This window comes from Streptomyces sp. NBC_01474 (assembly GCF_035918215.1).
GTDB lineage: Bacteria > Actinomycetota > Actinomycetes > Streptomycetales > Streptomycetaceae > Streptomyces > Streptomyces aureus.
Genome location: NZ_CP109449.1, coordinates 4,382,547 through 4,399,211 on the forward strand (window position 1 = coordinate 4,382,547; position 16,665 = coordinate 4,399,211).

The 16,665-nt window shown below is 69.9% G+C and carries 16 protein-coding genes; 5 read left to right on the top strand and 11 right to left on the bottom strand.

The annotated features are described in order from the left end of the window. Window positions 1-117 precede the first annotated feature (117 nt). The gene (locus OG758_RS20020; protein ID WP_116510215.1) at window positions 118-582 is read right to left on the bottom strand and encodes a molybdenum cofactor biosynthesis protein MoaE; all 465 of its coding nucleotides are present in this window, start codon (window positions 580-582) and stop codon (window positions 118-120) included. Window positions 583-721: 139 nt separating this feature from the next. Then, window positions 722-1,834 carry an SDR family oxidoreductase gene (locus OG758_RS20025; RefSeq protein ID WP_326711275.1) on the bottom strand — a complete coding sequence of 371 codons (1,113 nt, stop codon included), beginning with the start codon at window positions 1,832-1,834 and terminating at the stop codon, window positions 722-724. A gap of 190 nt (window positions 1,835-2,024) precedes the next feature. On the opposite strand from OG758_RS20025, the gene OG758_RS20030 reads away from it, so the two are divergent. Both OG758_RS20030 and OG758_RS20035 read left to right on the top strand, forming a co-directional pair. Next, window positions 2,025-3,488, top strand: a complete 1,464-nt coding sequence (locus OG758_RS20030) for a zinc-dependent metalloprotease (RefSeq protein WP_326711276.1) — start codon at window positions 2,025-2,027, stop codon at window positions 3,486-3,488. Beyond that, on the top strand, window positions 3,485-4,009 hold the full coding sequence (locus tag OG758_RS20035; RefSeq protein ID WP_326711277.1) for an NUDIX hydrolase: 525 nt from the start codon (window positions 3,485-3,487) through the stop codon (window positions 4,007-4,009). Before OG758_RS20030 ends, OG758_RS20035 begins: the two co-directional genes overlap by 4 nt. A gap of 69 nt (window positions 4,010-4,078) precedes the next feature. Here OG758_RS20035 and OG758_RS20040 read toward each other — a convergent pair whose 3' ends face one another. The 4 genes from OG758_RS20040 to OG758_RS20055 all read right to left on the bottom strand — a co-directional run bounded on the left by OG758_RS20040 (window position 4,079) and on the right by OG758_RS20055 (window position 8,019). Next, window positions 4,079-4,834 (bottom strand): AIM24 family protein, encoded by a 756-nt coding sequence (locus OG758_RS20040; protein ID WP_116510223.1) that lies wholly within the window; start codon window positions 4,832-4,834, stop codon window positions 4,079-4,081. Between the two features lie 16 nt (window positions 4,835-4,850). Further along, window positions 4,851-5,531, bottom strand: a complete 681-nt coding sequence (locus OG758_RS20045) for an AIM24 family protein (protein WP_266560343.1) — start codon at window positions 5,529-5,531, stop codon at window positions 4,851-4,853. An 11-nt stretch (window positions 5,532-5,542) separates the two neighbouring features. Then, window positions 5,543-7,225, bottom strand: coding sequence for a TerD family protein (locus OG758_RS20050; protein ID WP_326711278.1), 1,683 nt, complete (start codon window positions 7,223-7,225; stop codon window positions 5,543-5,545). A 197-nt stretch (window positions 7,226-7,422) separates the two neighbouring features. Continuing rightward, window positions 7,423-8,019, bottom strand: a complete 597-nt coding sequence (locus OG758_RS20055) for a M48 metallopeptidase family protein (RefSeq protein WP_116510229.1) — start codon at window positions 8,017-8,019, stop codon at window positions 7,423-7,425. Window positions 8,020-8,326: 307 nt separating this feature from the next. On the opposite strand from OG758_RS20055, the gene OG758_RS20060 reads away from it, so the two are divergent. Both OG758_RS20060 and OG758_RS20065 read left to right on the top strand, forming a co-directional pair. Beyond that, window positions 8,327-9,520, top strand: coding sequence for a ThiF family adenylyltransferase (locus OG758_RS20060; RefSeq protein WP_326711279.1), 1,194 nt, complete (start codon window positions 8,327-8,329; stop codon window positions 9,518-9,520). A gap of 41 nt (window positions 9,521-9,561) precedes the next feature. Then, window positions 9,562-11,064 (top strand): ABC1 kinase family protein, encoded by a 1,503-nt coding sequence (locus OG758_RS20065; protein WP_326711280.1) that lies wholly within the window; start codon window positions 9,562-9,564, stop codon window positions 11,062-11,064. Between the two features lie 370 nt (window positions 11,065-11,434). On the opposite strand, the gene OG758_RS20070 is transcribed toward OG758_RS20065, so the two are convergent. The 4 genes from OG758_RS20070 to OG758_RS20085 all read right to left on the bottom strand — a co-directional run bounded on the left by OG758_RS20070 (window position 11,435) and on the right by OG758_RS20085 (window position 15,112). After that, the gene (locus OG758_RS20070) at window positions 11,435-11,758 is read right to left on the bottom strand and encodes a hypothetical protein (protein WP_116510236.1); all 324 of its coding nucleotides are present in this window, start codon (window positions 11,756-11,758) and stop codon (window positions 11,435-11,437) included. Next, a complete protein-coding gene (locus tag OG758_RS20075; RefSeq protein WP_326711281.1) occupies window positions 11,755-12,123 on the bottom strand; it encodes a WhiB family transcriptional regulator in 369 nt (122 codons plus the stop codon). The genes OG758_RS20070 and OG758_RS20075 overlap by 4 nt, the downstream gene beginning before the upstream one ends. A 171-nt stretch (window positions 12,124-12,294) precedes the next feature. Continuing rightward, entirely contained in the window at window positions 12,295-12,618 is a 324-nt protein-coding gene (locus OG758_RS20080) for a hypothetical protein (protein ID WP_326711282.1), read from the bottom strand. A gap of 163 nt (window positions 12,619-12,781) precedes the next feature. Next, window positions 12,782-15,112, bottom strand: coding sequence for an ATP-dependent DNA helicase UvrD2 (locus OG758_RS20085; RefSeq protein ID WP_442810339.1), 2,331 nt, complete (start codon window positions 15,110-15,112; stop codon window positions 12,782-12,784). Between the two features lie 106 nt (window positions 15,113-15,218). Here OG758_RS20085 and OG758_RS20090 point away from each other — a divergent pair, with 106 nt between their 5' ends. Then, window positions 15,219-15,482, top strand: coding sequence for a mycoredoxin (locus tag OG758_RS20090; RefSeq protein WP_326711283.1), 264 nt, complete (start codon window positions 15,219-15,221; stop codon window positions 15,480-15,482). Window positions 15,483-15,680: 198 nt separating this feature from the next. Here the strand turns inward: OG758_RS20090 and nudC are convergent, their stop codons facing one another. After that, entirely contained in the window at window positions 15,681-16,631 is a 951-nt protein-coding gene (nudC, locus tag OG758_RS20095) for an NAD(+) diphosphatase (RefSeq protein WP_165914633.1), read from the bottom strand. Window positions 16,632-16,665 lie beyond the last annotated feature (34 nt).

A 16,665-nucleotide genomic window follows, 5' to 3' on the forward strand; every position in this document is an offset into this window, starting at 1 on the left:
ACTGACTGATCAGCAGATTAACCATCCGCTGCGTCAACGCTCGCTGCAGGGGTGCGGTTACGCAACCGGAACCGCCCGAGTGGGCGAAGGCGGCGGTCGTGGCCGGGGTCCGGGAGGTCAGCAGGCGCCGACCCACTCCTCGGTGCCGTCCGAGAACTTCTGGTGCTTCCAGATGGGCACCTCGTGCTTGAGGTCGTCGATCAGCTTCCGGCAGGCCTCGAAGGCCTCACCGCGGTGCGGGCAGGACACGGCGACGACGACCGCGATATCGCCGACCGCCAGATCGCCCACCCGGTGGACGGCCGCGAGCGCGCGCACCGGGAACTGGGCGACGACCTTCTCGGCGACGGTCCGCATCTCGGCCTCGGCGGAGGGGTGGCACGAGTACCCGAGCGCGTCGACGTCGGCGCCGCCGTCGTGATTGCGCACCGTCCCCACGAACAGCGCCGTACCGCCCGCCGCGTCCTCCCCGACGGCCCGGAACACCTCGTCCACGGACAAGGGCGTGTCTCGGATCGCGATGAGTCGGATGGGGTCCTGCGCCGACTGCTCTCCGGGGTGGTCGTTCGTGGTGCGTGCCATGAGGTCATCGTGCCGTACGCGGCCCCCGGCACGGAATAGCGCTTTCCACCGGCACGCGCGCGTAGTGGGTTGGAGCCTCCTACAGGAGAGCCGGTCCGGGGGCCTGCCGGGGCGGGCCGGGGCGGGCCGGGGCGGGCCGTCAGATCCTGCGCCTGGCCTTGCGGGCCCGGCGCACGACCGCGGCCGCGCCGAGCAGGGCGACGGTGGCTCCGGCCGCTCCGGCGGCGGTCGCGTCCTTGCGTCCGAGGCGCCGGCCCGCCACTGTGTGCCGTCCGGCGACCTCTTCGAGGAGTTCGGCGAGGACCTCCTCGTTGGTCCACTGGGGGCGCCATCCTGCGTCGTGCAGCCGGCTCACGCTGACCACCCAGGGGTACATCGTGTACGCGAGGTCGCCGGCGGGGGACGGTGTGAGCCCGATCCGGTGAAGCCGGGCCGCGGCGCCCAGGGCGACCGCCGAGGGCAGTTCCATGCGGCGGATCCCGCTGAGCTCCTCGACCTCCTCCTGCTCCAGCCAGCCGTCGCAGCCGACGGCGAGTTCCCCTTCGACCTTCTCCAGGACGGCGTACTCGAGGGCGCTGCACAGGTCCTCGACGTGGCAGAACTGCCAGGCGGGCCGGGATCCCGCCACGACGAGGAGCCGCGGCGACTCGAAGTACCTGGTCAGGGCGGTGTCGGTGCCGCCGACAAGGGTGGCGGGGCGGACCACGGTCACATTGAGTCCCGGGTGGGCCCGCGGTGCGCGACGGGCGAGCCGCTCGACCTCCAGGAGGTCGCCGACGCCGGTGGCCTCCGCGGTCGCCCGCAGTTCGGCGTCCTCGGAGAGCGGCAGTTCGTTGTCCTCGAGCGCTCCGTAGACCATCGCCGAGGTGCACAGGACGACACGGTGGACGCCGGCGGCGGCCGCGGCGGTGAGCACCGTCTGGGTGCCGCGCACGTTGTACGCCGTACGGGCGGCGGGGTCGGTCTCCAGGTCGAGGTCGAGCGCGAGGTGCACGACGACGTCCGCGCCGCGCAGCTTCTCGGCGATCGCCGGGTCGCGCACGTCAAGGATGTGCCAGGTCGCGGACGCGCACTCGCCGCGCCGCTCGTCGATGGCCAGGACCTGCTTGATCTCGTCGGATGCGGCGAGGCGCTCGGTGAGGAGCGCGCCGACGCCGGAGGCGGCACCGGTGACCGCGACGACGGGGCCGCGCCCCCCGGAACGGGTCGAAGGGTTTCGCGCTGCGCGAACCTGTGGATCTGGGGAACTCACCGGGCGTCTCCAGCGGTTGTATTCAGTACGTACGTGTATGACGCGTACGTACCAGGAGGCATCCATCCTGCCGCAGGCCATGAGTCGGCGGAGCACCGAGGCCCGATCGCGCCACGGTGTCTACGCTGGGTGTGTAGTCGGGCAAACGCCGCCGGGACAGAACCGGTGGCCTTACCAGCCGAGGAATCCCGTGAGTGACACCCCATTCGGATTCGGCCTTCCGCCGGAGGAGCCGGACGACGGCGACGAGGGCAAGAAGAAGGATCAGCAGGGCGGTGGCGGTCAGGGCCCTGCCAACCCCTTCGGTTTCGGAGGACTGCCCGGCGCGGGCGGCGGGGACAACCCGTTCGCTGCGATGTTCGGTTCCCTGAACCCCAACGACCTGGGAGCCGCCTTCCAGCAGCTCGGCCAGATGCTCTCGTACGAGGGCGGCCCGGTGAACTGGGAGATGGCCAAGGACATCGCCCGTCAGACGGTCTCCCAGGGCACCGCCGACGGCACCAAGGACGCGAGTGTCGGCCCCGCCGAGCGCTCGCAGGTCGAAGAGGCCGTGCGCCTCGCCGACCTGTGGCTCGACGACGCGACGTCGCTGCCGTCGGGCGCCGGGTCCGCGGTGGCGTGGAGCCGCGCCGAGTGGGTCGAGGCGACCCTCCCGGTGTGGAAGGAACTCGTCGACCCGGTCGCCGAGCGTGTCGGCCTGGCCATGGGCGACGTCCTTCCCGAGGAGATGCAGGCCATGGCCGGCCCGCTCATCGGGATGATGCGCTCCATGGGCGGCGCCATGTTCGGCTCGCAGATCGGGCAGGCCGTGGGCGTCCTCGCGGGCGAGGTCGTCGGCTCGACCGACATCGGTCTGCCGCTCGGCCCGGCCGGCAAGGCGGCGCTCCTGCCGGTGAACATCGAGGCGTTCGGCAAGGACCTCGGCATCCCCAAGGAGGAGGTGCGGCTCTACCTGGCGCTGCGCGAGGCCGCCCACCAGCGGCTCTTCTCGCACGTGCCGTGGCTGCGCTCGCACCTGTTCGGCGCGGTCGAGGGGTACGCGCGCGGCATCAAGGTCGACACGGCGAAGCTGGAGGACGCGGTCGGCCAGCTCGACCCGCAGAACCCGGAGCAGCTGCAGGAGGCTCTTCAGCAGGGCATGTTCCAGCCGGAGGACACTCCGGAGCAGAAGGCCGCCCTAGCCCGCCTGGAGACCGCTCTCGCGCTCGTCGAGGGCTGGGTCGACGCCGTGGTCCACGCGGCCGCGAAGCCGCGCCTGTCGTCGGCCGACGCGCTCCGTGAGACGCTGCGCCGCCGCCGGGCGACCGGTGGCCCCGCGGAGCAGACGTTCGCCACGCTGATCGGCCTGGAGCTGCGTCCGCGCCGTCTGCGGGACGCCTCGCGGCTGTGGGCCTCGCTGACGGACGCGCGTGGTGTGGACGGGCGCGACGGTCTGTGGGCGCACCCGGACATGCTGCCGACGGCCTCGGACCTCGACGACCCGGACGGCTTCGTGCACCGCGAGCAGCTGGACTTCTCCGAGATCGACAAGATGCTCGGCGAGGCGGCGCGCGGCGGCCTGGACAAGCCGAACCTCTCCAAGGAGGACGACTCCAAGGGCGACGGTCCCGCGGACGGTCCCAGGGGCGACTCCGAGGACGACGAGGGCAAGTGACGCTGCACGACGACGCGGTCCTCGTACTGAAGGCCTACGAGGGCCAGCCGGAGCTGCGCCAGGCGTACCTGGACCACCTTTCGGCCCATCCCGAGGACGGCATGTGGAAGGCCTGCACGGACGGGCATCTGACGGCGAGCGCGCTGGTCGTCGACCCGTCCCGCGGGCGGGTGCTGCTGACGCTGCACAAGAAGCTCAAGATGTGGCTGCAGATGGGCGGCCACTGCGAGCCGGGTGACCTGACGCTCGCCGACGCCGCGCTGCGGGAGGCGACCGAGGAGTCCGGCATCCCTGGGCTCACGCTCCTGCCGGGCGGCCCCGTGCGGCTCGACCGGCATCCCATCCCGGGACCGTGCACGCGACATCTCGACACGCAGTACGCGGCTCTCGCTCCCGCCGACGCGGTGGCCGCCATCAGTGACGAGTCGCTCGATCTGCGCTGGTTCCCGTACGACCAGGTCGCGGGCGTGGCGGACGAGTCCGTCGTGCGCCTGGTGGAGGCGACGCGCGCCCGACTGTGAGCGGGCATGTGTAAGGGGCGGCCACCGTGGTGGCCGCCCCTTACACATGCCTCATGGTCGTCCTTCGGGTCAGCTCCAGACGTTGCCCTGGTTCTGGCCGCGGGCGCCCTGCTGGCCCATGCCGTACTGGGCGCCGAGGCCCTGGCCGATCACCGCGTTCTGCGGGGGCAGCAGCTCGCTGGGCTGCACCAGGGCGTAGCCCTGGCCCATGAAGCTGAGCTCCCAGCCCTCACCTGTGTTGCCGCGGCGCCGCCACACTCCGGAGGAGTGCGTCTGGGCCTGCATCTGCACGCGCAGGCCGTTGGACCAGGCGACGATCGCGTCCGCGTCGGCGTTGACGTAACGGTCCGGGGTGACCTGGAGCATCAGCGGCTGCCCCGACGTCATCAGGGCGACCTTGCCGCGCCCGGTGATGTTGAGCTGGTACTTGCCGGAGCCGGAGATGCCGTACTGGCTGTCAACGGCGACGACCTGGTAGCTGAGCGAGGAGTCGAGCGCGAGGACGTAACTGCTGTCCACGGTCAGACCGTCCTGCTCGACCTCCACCACGTGGATGTACTGGGCGAGGTTGGCGAGATAGACGGTGCCCTGCCCGTGGCAGCGCATCAGGTCGAGGCCCTCACCGGTGTTGGCGCGGGCGCGCCGCTGACCGGAGGTCTGGATCTCGCCGTCGAACTCGACAAGCCCCTGGTAGGCGACCATGGCGCCCTTGCGGGCGAGGATGTCGTCGTGGCCTTCCAGGGTGACCCGCAGCATCTGCGGGTTCTGAACGGCGTAGCGCTCCTGAGTCTGCTGCTCGGAGTGCGCGAAAAGCGGGCTCTGCATGGTGTTCCGTTCCCCCTCAGCCCCGGACTCGGAGGCGGTCGGTGCTGTCCTCACTGGGCTGTACGACGACGATGCCTTCCCCGGAGAAGCCCATCTGGTAGGCCTCGCCGCTGCCGCGCCCGATGAGCGAGCCGGCCTTGAAGCTGCGCTTGCCCTTCACCTTGAGGTTCGGGGACCAGGCGATCAGCGCGTCCGGGTCGACGTACGTCTCGTCCTCGCCGCGGCCGCAGTCGACGACGATGGGGGTGCCCCGGGACGTGAGGGCGACATAGCCCTGCCCGGAGATCTTGATGTTCCACAGGCCCTGGCCGGCGAACTTGGCGAGGCCCTTGACGCGCTCGACGCCCCACTGCAGGTGCGCGTCGAAGGCGAGCAGGTTCGTGCCGTTCACCGAGATCGATTCGCCGCCGAGGTTGATGACGACGATCTCGGCTCCGTAGTCGGCGAGGTAGAGGATGCCGTCTCCGGTGGCCTTCATCAGGGGCGCGCCCTCGCCGGTGATCCAGTCGCGGGCGATCTGGCGGACGGCGGGCGGGTTGGGCTCGTACTGGACGAACCCTTCGTAGGCGACCATCGAGCCCACGCGCGCGAGGAGGTCGTTGCCGGTCTGCATGGCGACCTTGAGCATGTTGGCGCCGTGGTTCTCCATGCGGGCGGCTACCGGGGTCGGGGCGTAGCCCGCGAGCGGCTGGTTCATGACGGGCTCCCTCAGACCTCGAACGGCTGGACGACGATGAAGTTCCCTGGCGCACCCCGGAACTGGAGGTTCACGCTCTCCCCGCTGTGTCCCGGGTAGGCGTTGTAGCGCATGCGCACCTGGCTGGACACGATCGCCTGCGCGGCGGCCGACCAGGCGACGACCGCGTTGCAGTCGGCGAACGTCGTCGGCGTCACGGGCAGCACGACGGGCGTGCCGTGCGTCTTGACGACGACCGTGCCCGTGCCCTGGAACTGCATGACGAACAGGGCGCCGCCGGGAATACCGTGCCCCTCGATCCGGCGCACCTCGTGCTGGAGGCTCTCGTCGAACGCCAGCACGTTCTCCGCGGATACGCAGATCGCGTCGCCCTGGAGCTCGATGGGGTGCAGATGCGTGGCCTCATCCGCGAGGAAGACCTGGCCACGGCCGGTGCAGCGCATCAGCTGCATCTCCTGGCCGGTCGCGTTGCCCACGATCCGGCCGGCGAAGCCCGCGCCCTTATAGCTGAACTCGACCTTGCCCTGGTAGAGCACCATGCTGCCCTGACGGGCGAGCACCGGCTGGTCGCCGGCGCCGAGGTCGACGCGGATCAGCTTCTTGTTCTGCAAAGTCCACCGCTGACCGGTGGGCGCCTCGCGGAACGCCGAGAGCGCGGCGGCAACACCGGGAGCACCTCCGCCCTGCGGCACACCCTGAGGTGCCCCGTACGGCGACGGAGCGCCCTGCTGGCCGGGGAACTGACCGGGCGGCTGCTGCCCGTAGCCGGGAGGCGGGGCCGGCTGACCGTAGCCCGGGGGTGGGGTCGGTGCCTGGGGCTGCTGCCCGTAGCCGGGAGGCGCGGTCGGCTGACCGTAGCCCGGGGGCGGGGGCGCGGTCTGCCCGGGCACCTGTCCGATGGGCGGCGCGTGCGGGCTGGGCGCGGCCGGCGGCTGCATGGTGCCGGGCGGTGTGGCCAGCGGCGCGATGATCGTCGGCGCGGCGTGCACCGACGGCGGAGTGGGGGCGGGAGCGGGCGGCGGCGTGGCTCCCTGCGGCGGCGCGTAGCCCTGCTGGGCGGGCGCGGGCGTCGCGGGCGCGCCGAACGCAGGTGGCGTGGCCTGCGCGGGCGGCGCGAACGACGGCGCACCGGACTGCTGCTGCGGCGGCGCGGCGGCGGGCTCCTCCTCGGCGACCTCACCGCCGAAGTTCTTCAGCAGCGCGTCGAGTCCACCGTCGAACCCCTGCCCGACGGCCGCGAACCGCCAGACGTCCTTCAGGTAGAAGTCGCCCAGCATGACAGCACGTTCGGTCGAGAACTCCGTGCCGTTGAACGAATAGCGGGCGACCTCTTCACCGCCCGCGACGATCCGTACGTATCCGGGGGCGATCTGCGACATCTGCCCCGCACCGTCGATCGTCGCGGTGAACGAGAGCTTCTGGATGTTCGCCGGGATCCGGTCGAGAGTGACGCGGAAGGACTCGCTGTCGCCGGCCTGCGCACCGAGAAGCTGAATCGACTCCTCGGGCGATTTCGGCTGGTTGAAGAAGACGAAATACCGGTCGTCCGTGAGCCGTTCGTCGGCATCGAGACCGAAGCAGCTGATGTCGAAGGTCAGCCCGGGCCCCGTGATCTGCACGCCTACGTACAGATCCGTGCCCGCGGTGAGGTCACTGATCCTGGCCTTGTGGCCGCGTTGGAATTCCCTGGCCATACGTAACGACCGTCCCCCATCCCGAAGGTGAATACGTCGCGTCAGGCTAACCGCTAACGCTGACAGCGGCGGCAGCCGGTACAGCCCTGGTACACAACGGGCACGTGGCGGGCGGAATCAGCGAAAGACGCGATGGGCGGTCAGGCCCTGGACGTTCACTCCTCTGCGGTCATTCCTCTGCCGTCATTCCTCTGCGGTCACTCTTCGCGAGCGGCCGGCAGGTGCGGCAGACGGTCGGCCGCGACGACACCCTCGAGATAGCCCCGCGCCCGCTCCGTGCGCGGATACGCCTCAAGGAGACGCCAGAACCGCGGCCCGTGCCCCGGCACGAGCAGATGCGCCAACTCGTGTACGAGTACGTAGTCGACGACGTACTCCGGCATTCCCTGCAGCCGGTGCGACAGCCGGATGCTGCCCTCGGACGGCGTGCACGACCCCCAACGCGTGTTCTGATTCGTCACCCAGCGCACGGACGTGGGGCGGGCCCGGCCTTCGAAACACTGCTCGGACAGCCGCTCCGCCCGCTCGGCGAGCTCCGCGTCCCCCAAGACCCGCTTGCTCTCCTGCGCGGCCAACTTGTCGAGCATGACGTTGACCCAGCGCTTCTCCTCGGCCTCCGACATGCGAGCCGGAATGAGGACGACGGTCCGGTCACCCTCGCGATACGCGGAGACCGTCCGGCGACGCCGGGCGCTTCTGCGGACCTCTACCGCGCTCGCCCTCGGGCCGCTCGGCGGCGGGCTGGTCGTGCTGCGCTGCGTGTTCGTGGCACGGTGCAGTGGGTCGGCGGGCACGCCTCGACGTTACCCGCTGCACATAGGGGAAGTCCCGCCTCCGGGAGTCTTCGGTGCGGCCCCGCGCCCCTGCCGCGCGATTTATACGACTAACACCCACCACCTGTGGATAACTTTTCACGCGGATTCCCCCCGCCGTGCATCCTGGCAATCGACCGAGACACCACCCGAATTCCGGACCACGGTCACGTCACCAACTTCACCAGGTTCACCAACCTCATCAACTTGACCACCAGAGCGAGAACACAGGCACATCACGGGGGAACAGATGGGCACTTCACCGCCGACAGTCATGCATCCAACAGCCATGCATCCGATCCTGAAGCCGGCGCTGCGACGCGGCTGGCGCGACCTCAATACCGTCCAGTTCGGCGTGGCACCCGCTCACGCCGTCGTACTCGGCCCGGTCGACACCGCGACCGGCACCTTCCTCACCCTCCTCGACGGAACCCGCGGCGTGGCCCTTCTGCGCGACGAAGGCCGCCGGATGGGGCTGCCCGACGGTCATGTCGACGCCCTGCTCCATCGGCTGACCAGAGCCGGACTGCTCGACGACGCCACCGGCGGCGGCCCGGCATTCGACTTGCTCCGCAAGCGTCAAGGAGTCCTCGACCGACTCCGCCCCGACCTCGCGGCCCTCACTGTCCTGTCCCCAGAACCAGCTGCGGGGGCAAGGAAGTTGGCGGCCCGCCGCAGCATGCGGATCCAGGTCCGGGGAACCGGCCGCGTCGGGACCGTCATCGCGTCCGTCCTGTCCGCCGCCGGCGTCGGCCACGTCGACGTGCGCGACGGAGGCTGCGTCGAACCGTGGGACGTCGCCCCGGGCGGACTCCCCGTCGAATCCGTCGGAGAACGCCGCGACACGGCCGCGTACCGAGCCGTACGCAAGGCCGCGCCCGACCGCCCACCCCGCCCCGACCGCCGCTCCGGCCCACCCCCATCCCAAGCCCAGCCCCCATCCCCCTCAGAGAGCCAAGCCCTGCCCCCGGCCGAGGAACCAGCTCTCTCCCTCGTGATCATCGCCCCGCGCGACGGTCTGTCCGCCCACACTCCCGACCCTCACGCCGCCGAAGAACTCATCACCTCGGGCACGCCCCACCTCTACGCCGGAGTGGTCGAGGCCACCGGAGTCGTGGGCCCCTTGGTACTGCCCGGCGGCACCGCCTGCGCCGGCTGCCTCTCGCTGGACCGCACGGACCGCGACCCGACCTGGCCCCGACTGCTCGCCCAATGGCGTTCCGGACGTCAACTCCAGGTACCCGCATGCGACCTGGCGCTCGCCACGGCCGTCGCCGGACTCACGGCAGCACACGCACTCGCCTTCCTCGACGGCGAACTGCCGTCCAGCACCGGCGCGCGCTGGGAGGCGTCGGCTCCCGGACTCGACTGGCATGCCCGCCCGGTATGGGCGCATCCGGACTGCTCATGCGGAGCAGGTGGGAGAAGTAAGGGGGAGCAGACCTCCGAGGGTGGAGAGCAGCACGACACAATGACCGGGTAACCGCCACTGGCGGCACGGCAGGCTGGGACTTGGAGGGGCGCATGTCTGATCTTCCCCGGAAGGCGGTAACCCGTACCGCCAAACTGGCCGCGCTGCCACTCGGCTTCGCCGGGCGCGCGACCTGGGGCCTCGGCAAACGCATCGGCGGGAAGTCGGCCGAGATCGTCGGGCGGGAACTGCAACAGCGCACGGCCGACCAGCTCTTCAAGGTTCTCGGTGAGCTCAAGGGCGGAGCCATGAAGTTCGGGCAGGCCATGTCCGTCTTCGAATCTGCCCTCCCCGAGGAGGTCGCGGGCCCGTACCGCGCCGCGCTGACCAAACTCCAGGAAGCCGCGCCCCCGATGCCCACCAGGACGGTCCACGCCGTCCTCGCGGAACGGCTCGGCGACGACTGGCTGGAGAACTTCCTGAAGTTCGAGGACAAGCCCGCGGCAGCCGCATCGATAGGTCAGGTCCACCGCGCCATATGGCACGACGGCCGCGAGGTCGCCGTCAAGGTGCAGTACCCGGGAGCCGGCGAGGCCCTGCTCTCCGACCTGAACCAACTCGGCCGCTTCGCCCGCCTCCTCGGCCCCCTGATCCCCGGCATGGACATCAAGCCGCTGATCACGGAACTACGCGACCGGGTGTCCGAGGAACTCGACTACGGGTTGGAGGCACAGGCCCAGCGGGCCTGCGCGGAAGAGTTCGCCGACGATCCCGATGTGCACGTACCCGACGTGGTGCACCAGTGCGACCAGGTCCTCATCACCGAATGGATAGACGGAACACCGCTCTCCGAGGTGATCACCGACGGCACCGACGAGGAACGGGACCGGGCAGGACAGCTCCTCGCCCGCTTCCTGTTCTCGGGCCCGGCCCGCACCAGCCTGCTCCACGCCGATCCACACCCGGGAAACTTCCGGCTGCTGCCCGACGAGAAGAACGGCTGGCGACTGGGGGTCCTCGACTTCGGCACCGTGGACCGGCTCCCCGGCGGCCTCCCCGAAACCATCGGCACCTCACTGCGTATGACCCTGGCGGGCAACGCGGAAGCGGTCTACGAACTGCTGCGCACAGAGGGATTCGTCAAGGAGACGATCGACCTCGAACCCGACGCCGTGCTCGATTACCTGCTGCCGATCATCGAGCCGGCCCTGGTCGACGAGTTCACCTTCACCCGCGGCTGGATGCGCAGCCAGGCCGCACGCATAGCCGACCTCCGCTCCCCCGCCCACCAGCTCGGCAAGCAGCTGAACCTGCCGCCCTCCTACCTCCTGATACATCGCGTGACCCTCAGCACCATAGGAGTCCTGTGCCAACTCGGCGCGACAGTACGGCTGCGGGACGAACTGGAGAGGTGGCTACCGGGTTTTCTGGCGGCGGACGAGGAGCCGGTCGACGAGACGGCAGGCGCCACGGCTCACGGCACGATCGAGGGCGCGGCCGGCAGCACAACCGACGACGCCGTCGAAGGCACGGCCGTCAGCACGATCGAAGACATAACCGCGGAAGCAGCCGCGAGCGCGGGAACAACCGAGGGCGTCTCGGCTGCTGAGGCGTGATCAAGAATTGGGGGTGGGTGGGGTGGGGAGAGGGCGGGGGGAGGGAAGCCCCCCAAGGAATGTCCTCCCGAAGCTCACCACCACTCCGAATCGAGCCGCCCCTCAATAGCCCGCAAGTTCTCTCGGGCGCAGCGGTCGCAGTAGTGTCGGCCGGTCCCGTTCTCCACTGAGTAGGTCCAGGTCGGCGGGGTGCCCTGGGCGGTGGTGCCACAGAGGGCGCACACGATGGTGCCGGGTTCGGGCTCGGGTCGCTGCGCTGAGTCGCCGTCAGGATGAGACGTCACGTGGTGACGATATCTCCGTCTTCCGAGGGTGTGGCGCAACGCACCGCGGGGGCCGGTCCGTTGTGGATCGGCCCCCGCGGGGTGGGTCACTGCATGACCGCCATGGCGAGCGCGCGGCGGGCGCGCAGTGATGCGCGCTCGGCGCGGCGCTGCATCCGGCGGGCCGTTGCCAGGCGCAGTGCGCGGCGTTCGGCCTCGGCAGAGCGCAGCTGCTCGTGCATATGCGCACGAGCCAGCGCTTCTGGGATGAGTTGCATCTCTCGGGTCCTGTTCTGGCGCGAGTCGTTCGCGTCGGTGGTGGTGAAGTCTGGGGTCGCAGAGCCGGTGGGCTCGCTGGTGGACGGCTTCATCGGGGCCTGCTTCTGGGGGTCGTGCGTCAGGGGGCGGTCGATCGTTCCTCGTGCGTTCATGCCGCGACCGGGTTCTTGCGCGGGCGGCCACGGGGCCGCTTCCGAGCTACGACGACGCCCTGGACGAACAGCTCGCCACCCCAGACGCCCCAGGGCTCACGCCGCTCCTTGGCGCCGGCGAGGCAGGCCTCGACGAGCGGGCAGGTGCGGCAGAGGGACTTGGCGTACTCGACATCCGCCGGCGACTCCGCGAAGAAGACCTCGGGGTCGTAGGCACGGCAGGGGACGGGTGCGCCGAGGTTCTCGATGGCGTCGTCGAGCGCGGTGAGCGTAGTCAGGGGGTTCAAGGTGGAGTCCTCCGTGAGACCGGGCGGGGGGAGAGTGTCTGAAGGCGGTACTGACGGGGCGTGCGCTTCGAGTTGCACGGTGTTGTCTTCCTCGTCTGGTCGTTCCGGCCTGTGGGCCGGATGGCGGTGGTACCGGGTCTTTTCTTGTCCCGAGGCCCCTTCGTTCTGTTGTCCCGTGCGGGCAAAACAGAAGGGCCGCGGATCCCGGGTGGGGTTCCGCGGCCCTGAAGGCGCCGGCCTGATCGAAGATCAGGCTGGATCACTCCAGGGTTCGAGCCCACGGAAGGCCCACATCGTGTGGTGGTGCGTCGTCTGCTTCCGGGATCCGGCACCGGCCGCCGCAAAGGCATAGGCCTGAGCCTGTGCCGTTGCTACTGCTTCCGGTGCCTTGGTCGGTCGCTCATTGCTCTCGCGGACGGGAAGGTCGGCGAGAGACAGGAAGGACTCCGGACGGGCGGCGGGAACGCCGGACGCACCGGTGCCCAGGTTCGAGAAACCGAGCAGGCAGGAAGCGACGACCGAGCGATCGGTCATTTTGGCGGTGCTGATGAAGCTGGCGTTGATGCTGATCACTGGAATTCGCCTCCTCTCGGCGTCTCTGGGACCGGTGTGAACCGGTCCGACGGCTTTAGTACAGCACGGAACCAGTGCCTCGGAGAAGAGGCGCTGTTCCCGTGCTTAAGAACCTATGGGGATTGCTGGGGCATGCGCAAACTATTTTTTCGACGAGTTTGCATCAGTCGTCCTCGTCGACTCCTCCAACGCCCGCATCCGGGGCCCCACCTGCGCAGATGGTGAGCACGTCGGTGCCGAACCGGTTGAGCTTGCGCATGCCGACGCCGGGGATGCGGGCGAGTTGGGCCGCGTCTTCGGGCATGGCTTCGGCGATGGCGACGAGGGTCTTGTCGGTGAAGACGCAGAAGGCGGGCTGTCCGAGCTGTTGTGCCTGGTCGGCGCGCCAGTCGTGGAGTCGCTCGTAGAGGCCCTCGTCCATGTCGGAGGGGCAGTCCTCGCAGCGCATGAGTTTCATCTCGCCGGCGTCGGTGAGGGTGCGTCCGCAGACGTGGCAGCGGGCGACGGTTCGGGCGGTGCGGCGTCGGACGGGTCCGGTGGTGGTGCGGGGCGTCGTCGGTGTGCCGTGTTCGATGCCGCCTTGTCCGGTGCTCGTGTTGCGGGCCGTGGCTCCTGAGGTGCCTGGCCGGATGCCGTCGAGGAAGCGGCTGGGGCGGCGGTTGGGGCGGCCGCCGGGTGAGCGGGAGAGGGCCCAGGACAGGCTGAGGTGGTGGCGGGCCCGGGTGACGCCGACGTAGAGGAGGCGGCGTTCTTCCTCGATCTGTTCGTCGGTCTTGGCGTACGTGATCGGCATCATGCCTTCGGCGAGGCCGACGAGGAAGACGGCGTCCCATTCGAGGCCCTTGGCGGCGTGCAGGGAGGCGAGGGTGACGCCTTCGACGGTTGGTGCGTGCTGGGCGGCGGCGCGTTCGTCGAGTTCGGTGACGAGGTCGGTGAGGGTGGCGGTGGGTTTGGCGCGGGCGAAGTCCTCGGCGAGGCGTACGAGGGCGGCGAGGGATTCCCAGCGTTCGCGGACGGCTCCGGAGCCGTCGGGGGGTTGGCTGGTCCAGCCTTCGCCGGAGAGGACGGCGCGGACCTGGGAGGGCAGGTCGACGGCGTCGTCGAGGAGGGAGTCGTTGTTTCCGAAGCGGGCGGCGCTGCGGAGGGCGTGGCCGGCTTTGCGTACTTCCGCGCGTTCGAAGAAGCGTTCTGCGCCGCGGAGCTGGTAGGGGATGCCGGCGTCGGCGAGGGCTTGCTCGTAGATCTCGGACTGTCCGTTGGTGCGGAACAGGATGGCGATTTCGCCGGCGGAGACGCCGTTGTCGATGAGGGCGCGGATGCGGCGGGCGGTGCCTTCGGCTTCGGTCGGTTCGTCGGCGTAGTCCGTGTAGGCGGGTTCTGGTCCTCGGTCCCGCTGGGAGATGAGTTCGAGGCGGTGTTCGGCGGCGCGGCCTCGGGCGTGGGAGAGGAGGGTGTTGGCGAGGTGGACGACCTGGGGGGTGGAGCGGTAGTCGCGGACGAGTTTGACGACGGTGGCGCCGGGGTGGCGGGTGCGGAAGTTGAGGAGGTGGTCGGGGGTGGCGCCGGTGAAGGAGTAGATGGTCTGGCTGGCGTCGCCGACGACGCAGAGGTTGTCGCGGTCGCCGAGCCAGAGTTCGAGGAGTCGCTGTTGGAGGGGGCTGACGTCCTGGTATTCGTCGACCACGAAGTGCTGGTACTGGGAGCGGACCTGTTCGGCGATGTCGTGGCGGTCCTGGAGGATGCCGACGGTGAGCAGGAGTACGTCTTCGAAGTCGATGAGGGCGCGGTCGCGCTTGAGCGTTTCGTAGGCCGCGTAGATCTGGGCGGTCTCGGCGTTGTTGCGGGGGGTGAGGCGTCCGGTTTTGGCGGCTGCTGCGGCGTAGTCGGCGGGGACGGTCTGGGTGACTTTGGACCACTCGATTTCGGCCGTGACGTCGCGGAGCTCGCCGCGCTCGAGGCGGATGCGGCAGGCGGCGGCCGCGTCGGCGACGAGTTGGATCTTGCGGTCGACGATGCGCGGCAGCTCGCCGCCGACTGCTTTGGGCCAGAAGAACTGGAGTTGGCGCAGGGCCGCGGCGTGGAAGGTGCGGGCCTGGACTCCGCCGGCGCCGAGGTGACGGAGGCGTCCGCGCATTTCGCCTGCTGCGCGGTTGGTGAAGGTGACGGCGAGGATGCTGTTGGGCTGGAGGATGCCCGAGCGGACGCCGTAGGCGATGCGGTGGGTGATGGCGCGGGTCTTGCCTGTGCCCGCGCCGGCGAGGACGCACACCGGTCCGTGCAGGGCGGTGGCGACGGCGCGCTGTTCGGGGTCGAGCCCGTCGAGCACCGCGTCGGCCGTGTCCGGAACCTGCGGGAAGAGGGTGGAGTGCGTTGCTGCTGTCACCCCGCCATGCTGCCAGGTCGGTGGGGGCGGGTGCGTCGCGTTGTCCACAGGGGGCGGGTGCAGTCGTATTAATGCGGTGCGCGTCACGTCTGTGGGTGTGATGGGCGTCATGCGCGGGCGGTGGCGGAGGCTCAATGGGGTCGGGAATGGTGGCCGGGTCGCTTACGTTCGACTCAGTGCGAACAAGCATTCCGAGCCGTGAAGGAGCATGAGGAACATGCCGGGGACTGTGACGATGTACAGCACGACGTGGTGCGGCTACTGCCGTCGGCTGAAGGGCCAGATGGACCGCGAGGGCATCGAGTACAACGAGGTCAACATCGAGCACGACCCGGATTCGGCGGCGTTCGTCGAGAGGGCGAACGGCGGAAACCAGACGGTTCCGACCGTTCAGGTTGTCCCCGTGAGCGGTGGGGCCGAGGTCATCATGACGAACCCGAGCCTGGCGCAGGTCAAGCAGGCGCTCGGCACCGCCTCCTGATCGCTCCGTACGTACAGAGTGGCCCCTGCTTCGGCGGGGGTCTTCTGCATTCCTGGTCACTTCGCGTTGACGCGTTCGTGTCCTTGGGGCTCGGTAATCCTGTTCAGCCGGTCGTGCGGCCCGTCCAGGCGGATGCCCTGCCCGGCCTGACCGGGGTTGGGCGCCCGGTCAGGCCAGTCGGATCAGATCAGGGCGGGGCTATACGGCGTCGCCGGGCTTGGGGAGGGGCTTGCCGTACCAGAGTTCGATGAGGCGGGCCGCGATCGAGATTCCGTAGGGGGGCATGACCTCTCCGGACTCGAATGCGGCGCGCAGGTCCTCGCGGGAGAACCAGCGGGCTTCGTGGATTTCTTCGCCGTCGACGTTGATCTCGGACGAGGTGGCGCGGGCCATGAAGCCGAGCATGAGGCTGGAGGGGAACGGCCAGGGCTGGCTGGCGACGTATTCGACGTCGGGGCCGACGACGACTCCGGCTTCTTCGAAGACTTCGCGGCGTACGGACTGCTCGATGGACTCTCCGGGTTCGACGAAGCCGGCGAGGGTGGAGAAGCGGCCTTCGGGCCAGTGGACCTGGCGGCCGAGGAGTGCGCGGTCCTCGTCGTCCGTGACGAGCATGATCACCGCGGGGTCGGTGCGGGGGTAGTGCTCGGCTCCGCAGGCCTGGCAGCGGCGGATGTGGCCCGCGGCGGCGATGACGGTGCGTTCGCCGCAGCGGGAGCAGAAGCGGTGCAGTCGCTGCCAGTTCTCGAGGGCGACGGCGTGCACCATGAGGCCGGCGTCCCTGGGGGACAGGAGGAGTCCGGCTTCCCGCAGGCCGGCTGGGCGCGCGGACTGGTCGATGCGGCCGGGGAGGGTGTCCTTCTGGAGGGCGAAGTAGCTGACGCCGTCGTCGTCGGTGCCCAGGAAGTAGCGGTGGGCTTCGGTGAGGGGCGCTTCGAAGGACGGGGTCATGACCAGTTCGGTGGCGCCGTCCGGCGTCTCGTCGATGAGGACCTGTCCGCCGGAGACCACGAAGACGCGGGTGGTGGGGTGGCTCCAGGCCGCGGCGAGCCAGGCCTCGTCGAGGCGGTGGTGTGCGGCGCGGTCGATGCCGCTGGGTGCGGAGAGCGAGAGCGGACGGTCGGCTGTGCGGTCGGTCCAGGTGGTCACGGGTGCTTCCAACTCCCCCGATGGAATGGGTGTT

Bases quoted from the DNA above. Each gene is read 5' to 3' on its own strand.
- OG758_RS20020 (WP_116510215.1), bottom strand. From the start codon at position 582: ATGGCACGCACCACGAACGACCACCCCGGAGAGCAGTCGGCGCAGGAC.
- OG758_RS20040 (WP_116510223.1), bottom strand. From the start codon at position 4,834: ATGCAGAGCCCGCTTTTCGCGCACTCCGAGCAGCAGACTCAGGAGCGC.
- OG758_RS20045 (WP_266560343.1), bottom strand. From the start codon at position 5,531: ATGAACCAGCCGCTCGCGGGCTACGCCCCGACCCCGGTAGCCGCCCGC.
- OG758_RS20050 (WP_326711278.1), bottom strand. From the start codon at position 7,225: ATGGCCAGGGAATTCCAACGCGGCCACAAGGCCAGGATCAGTGACCTC.
- OG758_RS20060 (WP_326711279.1), top strand. From the start codon at position 8,327: ATGCATCCGATCCTGAAGCCGGCGCTGCGACGCGGCTGGCGCGACCTC.
- OG758_RS20065 (WP_326711280.1), top strand. From the start codon at position 9,562: ATGTCTGATCTTCCCCGGAAGGCGGTAACCCGTACCGCCAAACTGGCC.
- OG758_RS20070 (WP_116510236.1), bottom strand. From the start codon at position 11,758: ATGAACGCACGAGGAACGATCGACCGCCCCCTGACGCACGACCCCCAG.
- OG758_RS20085 (WP_442810339.1), bottom strand. From the start codon at position 15,112: ATGACGCCCATCACACCCACAGACGTGACGCGCACCGCATTAATACGA.
- OG758_RS20090 (WP_326711283.1), top strand. From the start codon at position 15,219: ATGCCGGGGACTGTGACGATGTACAGCACGACGTGGTGCGGCTACTGC.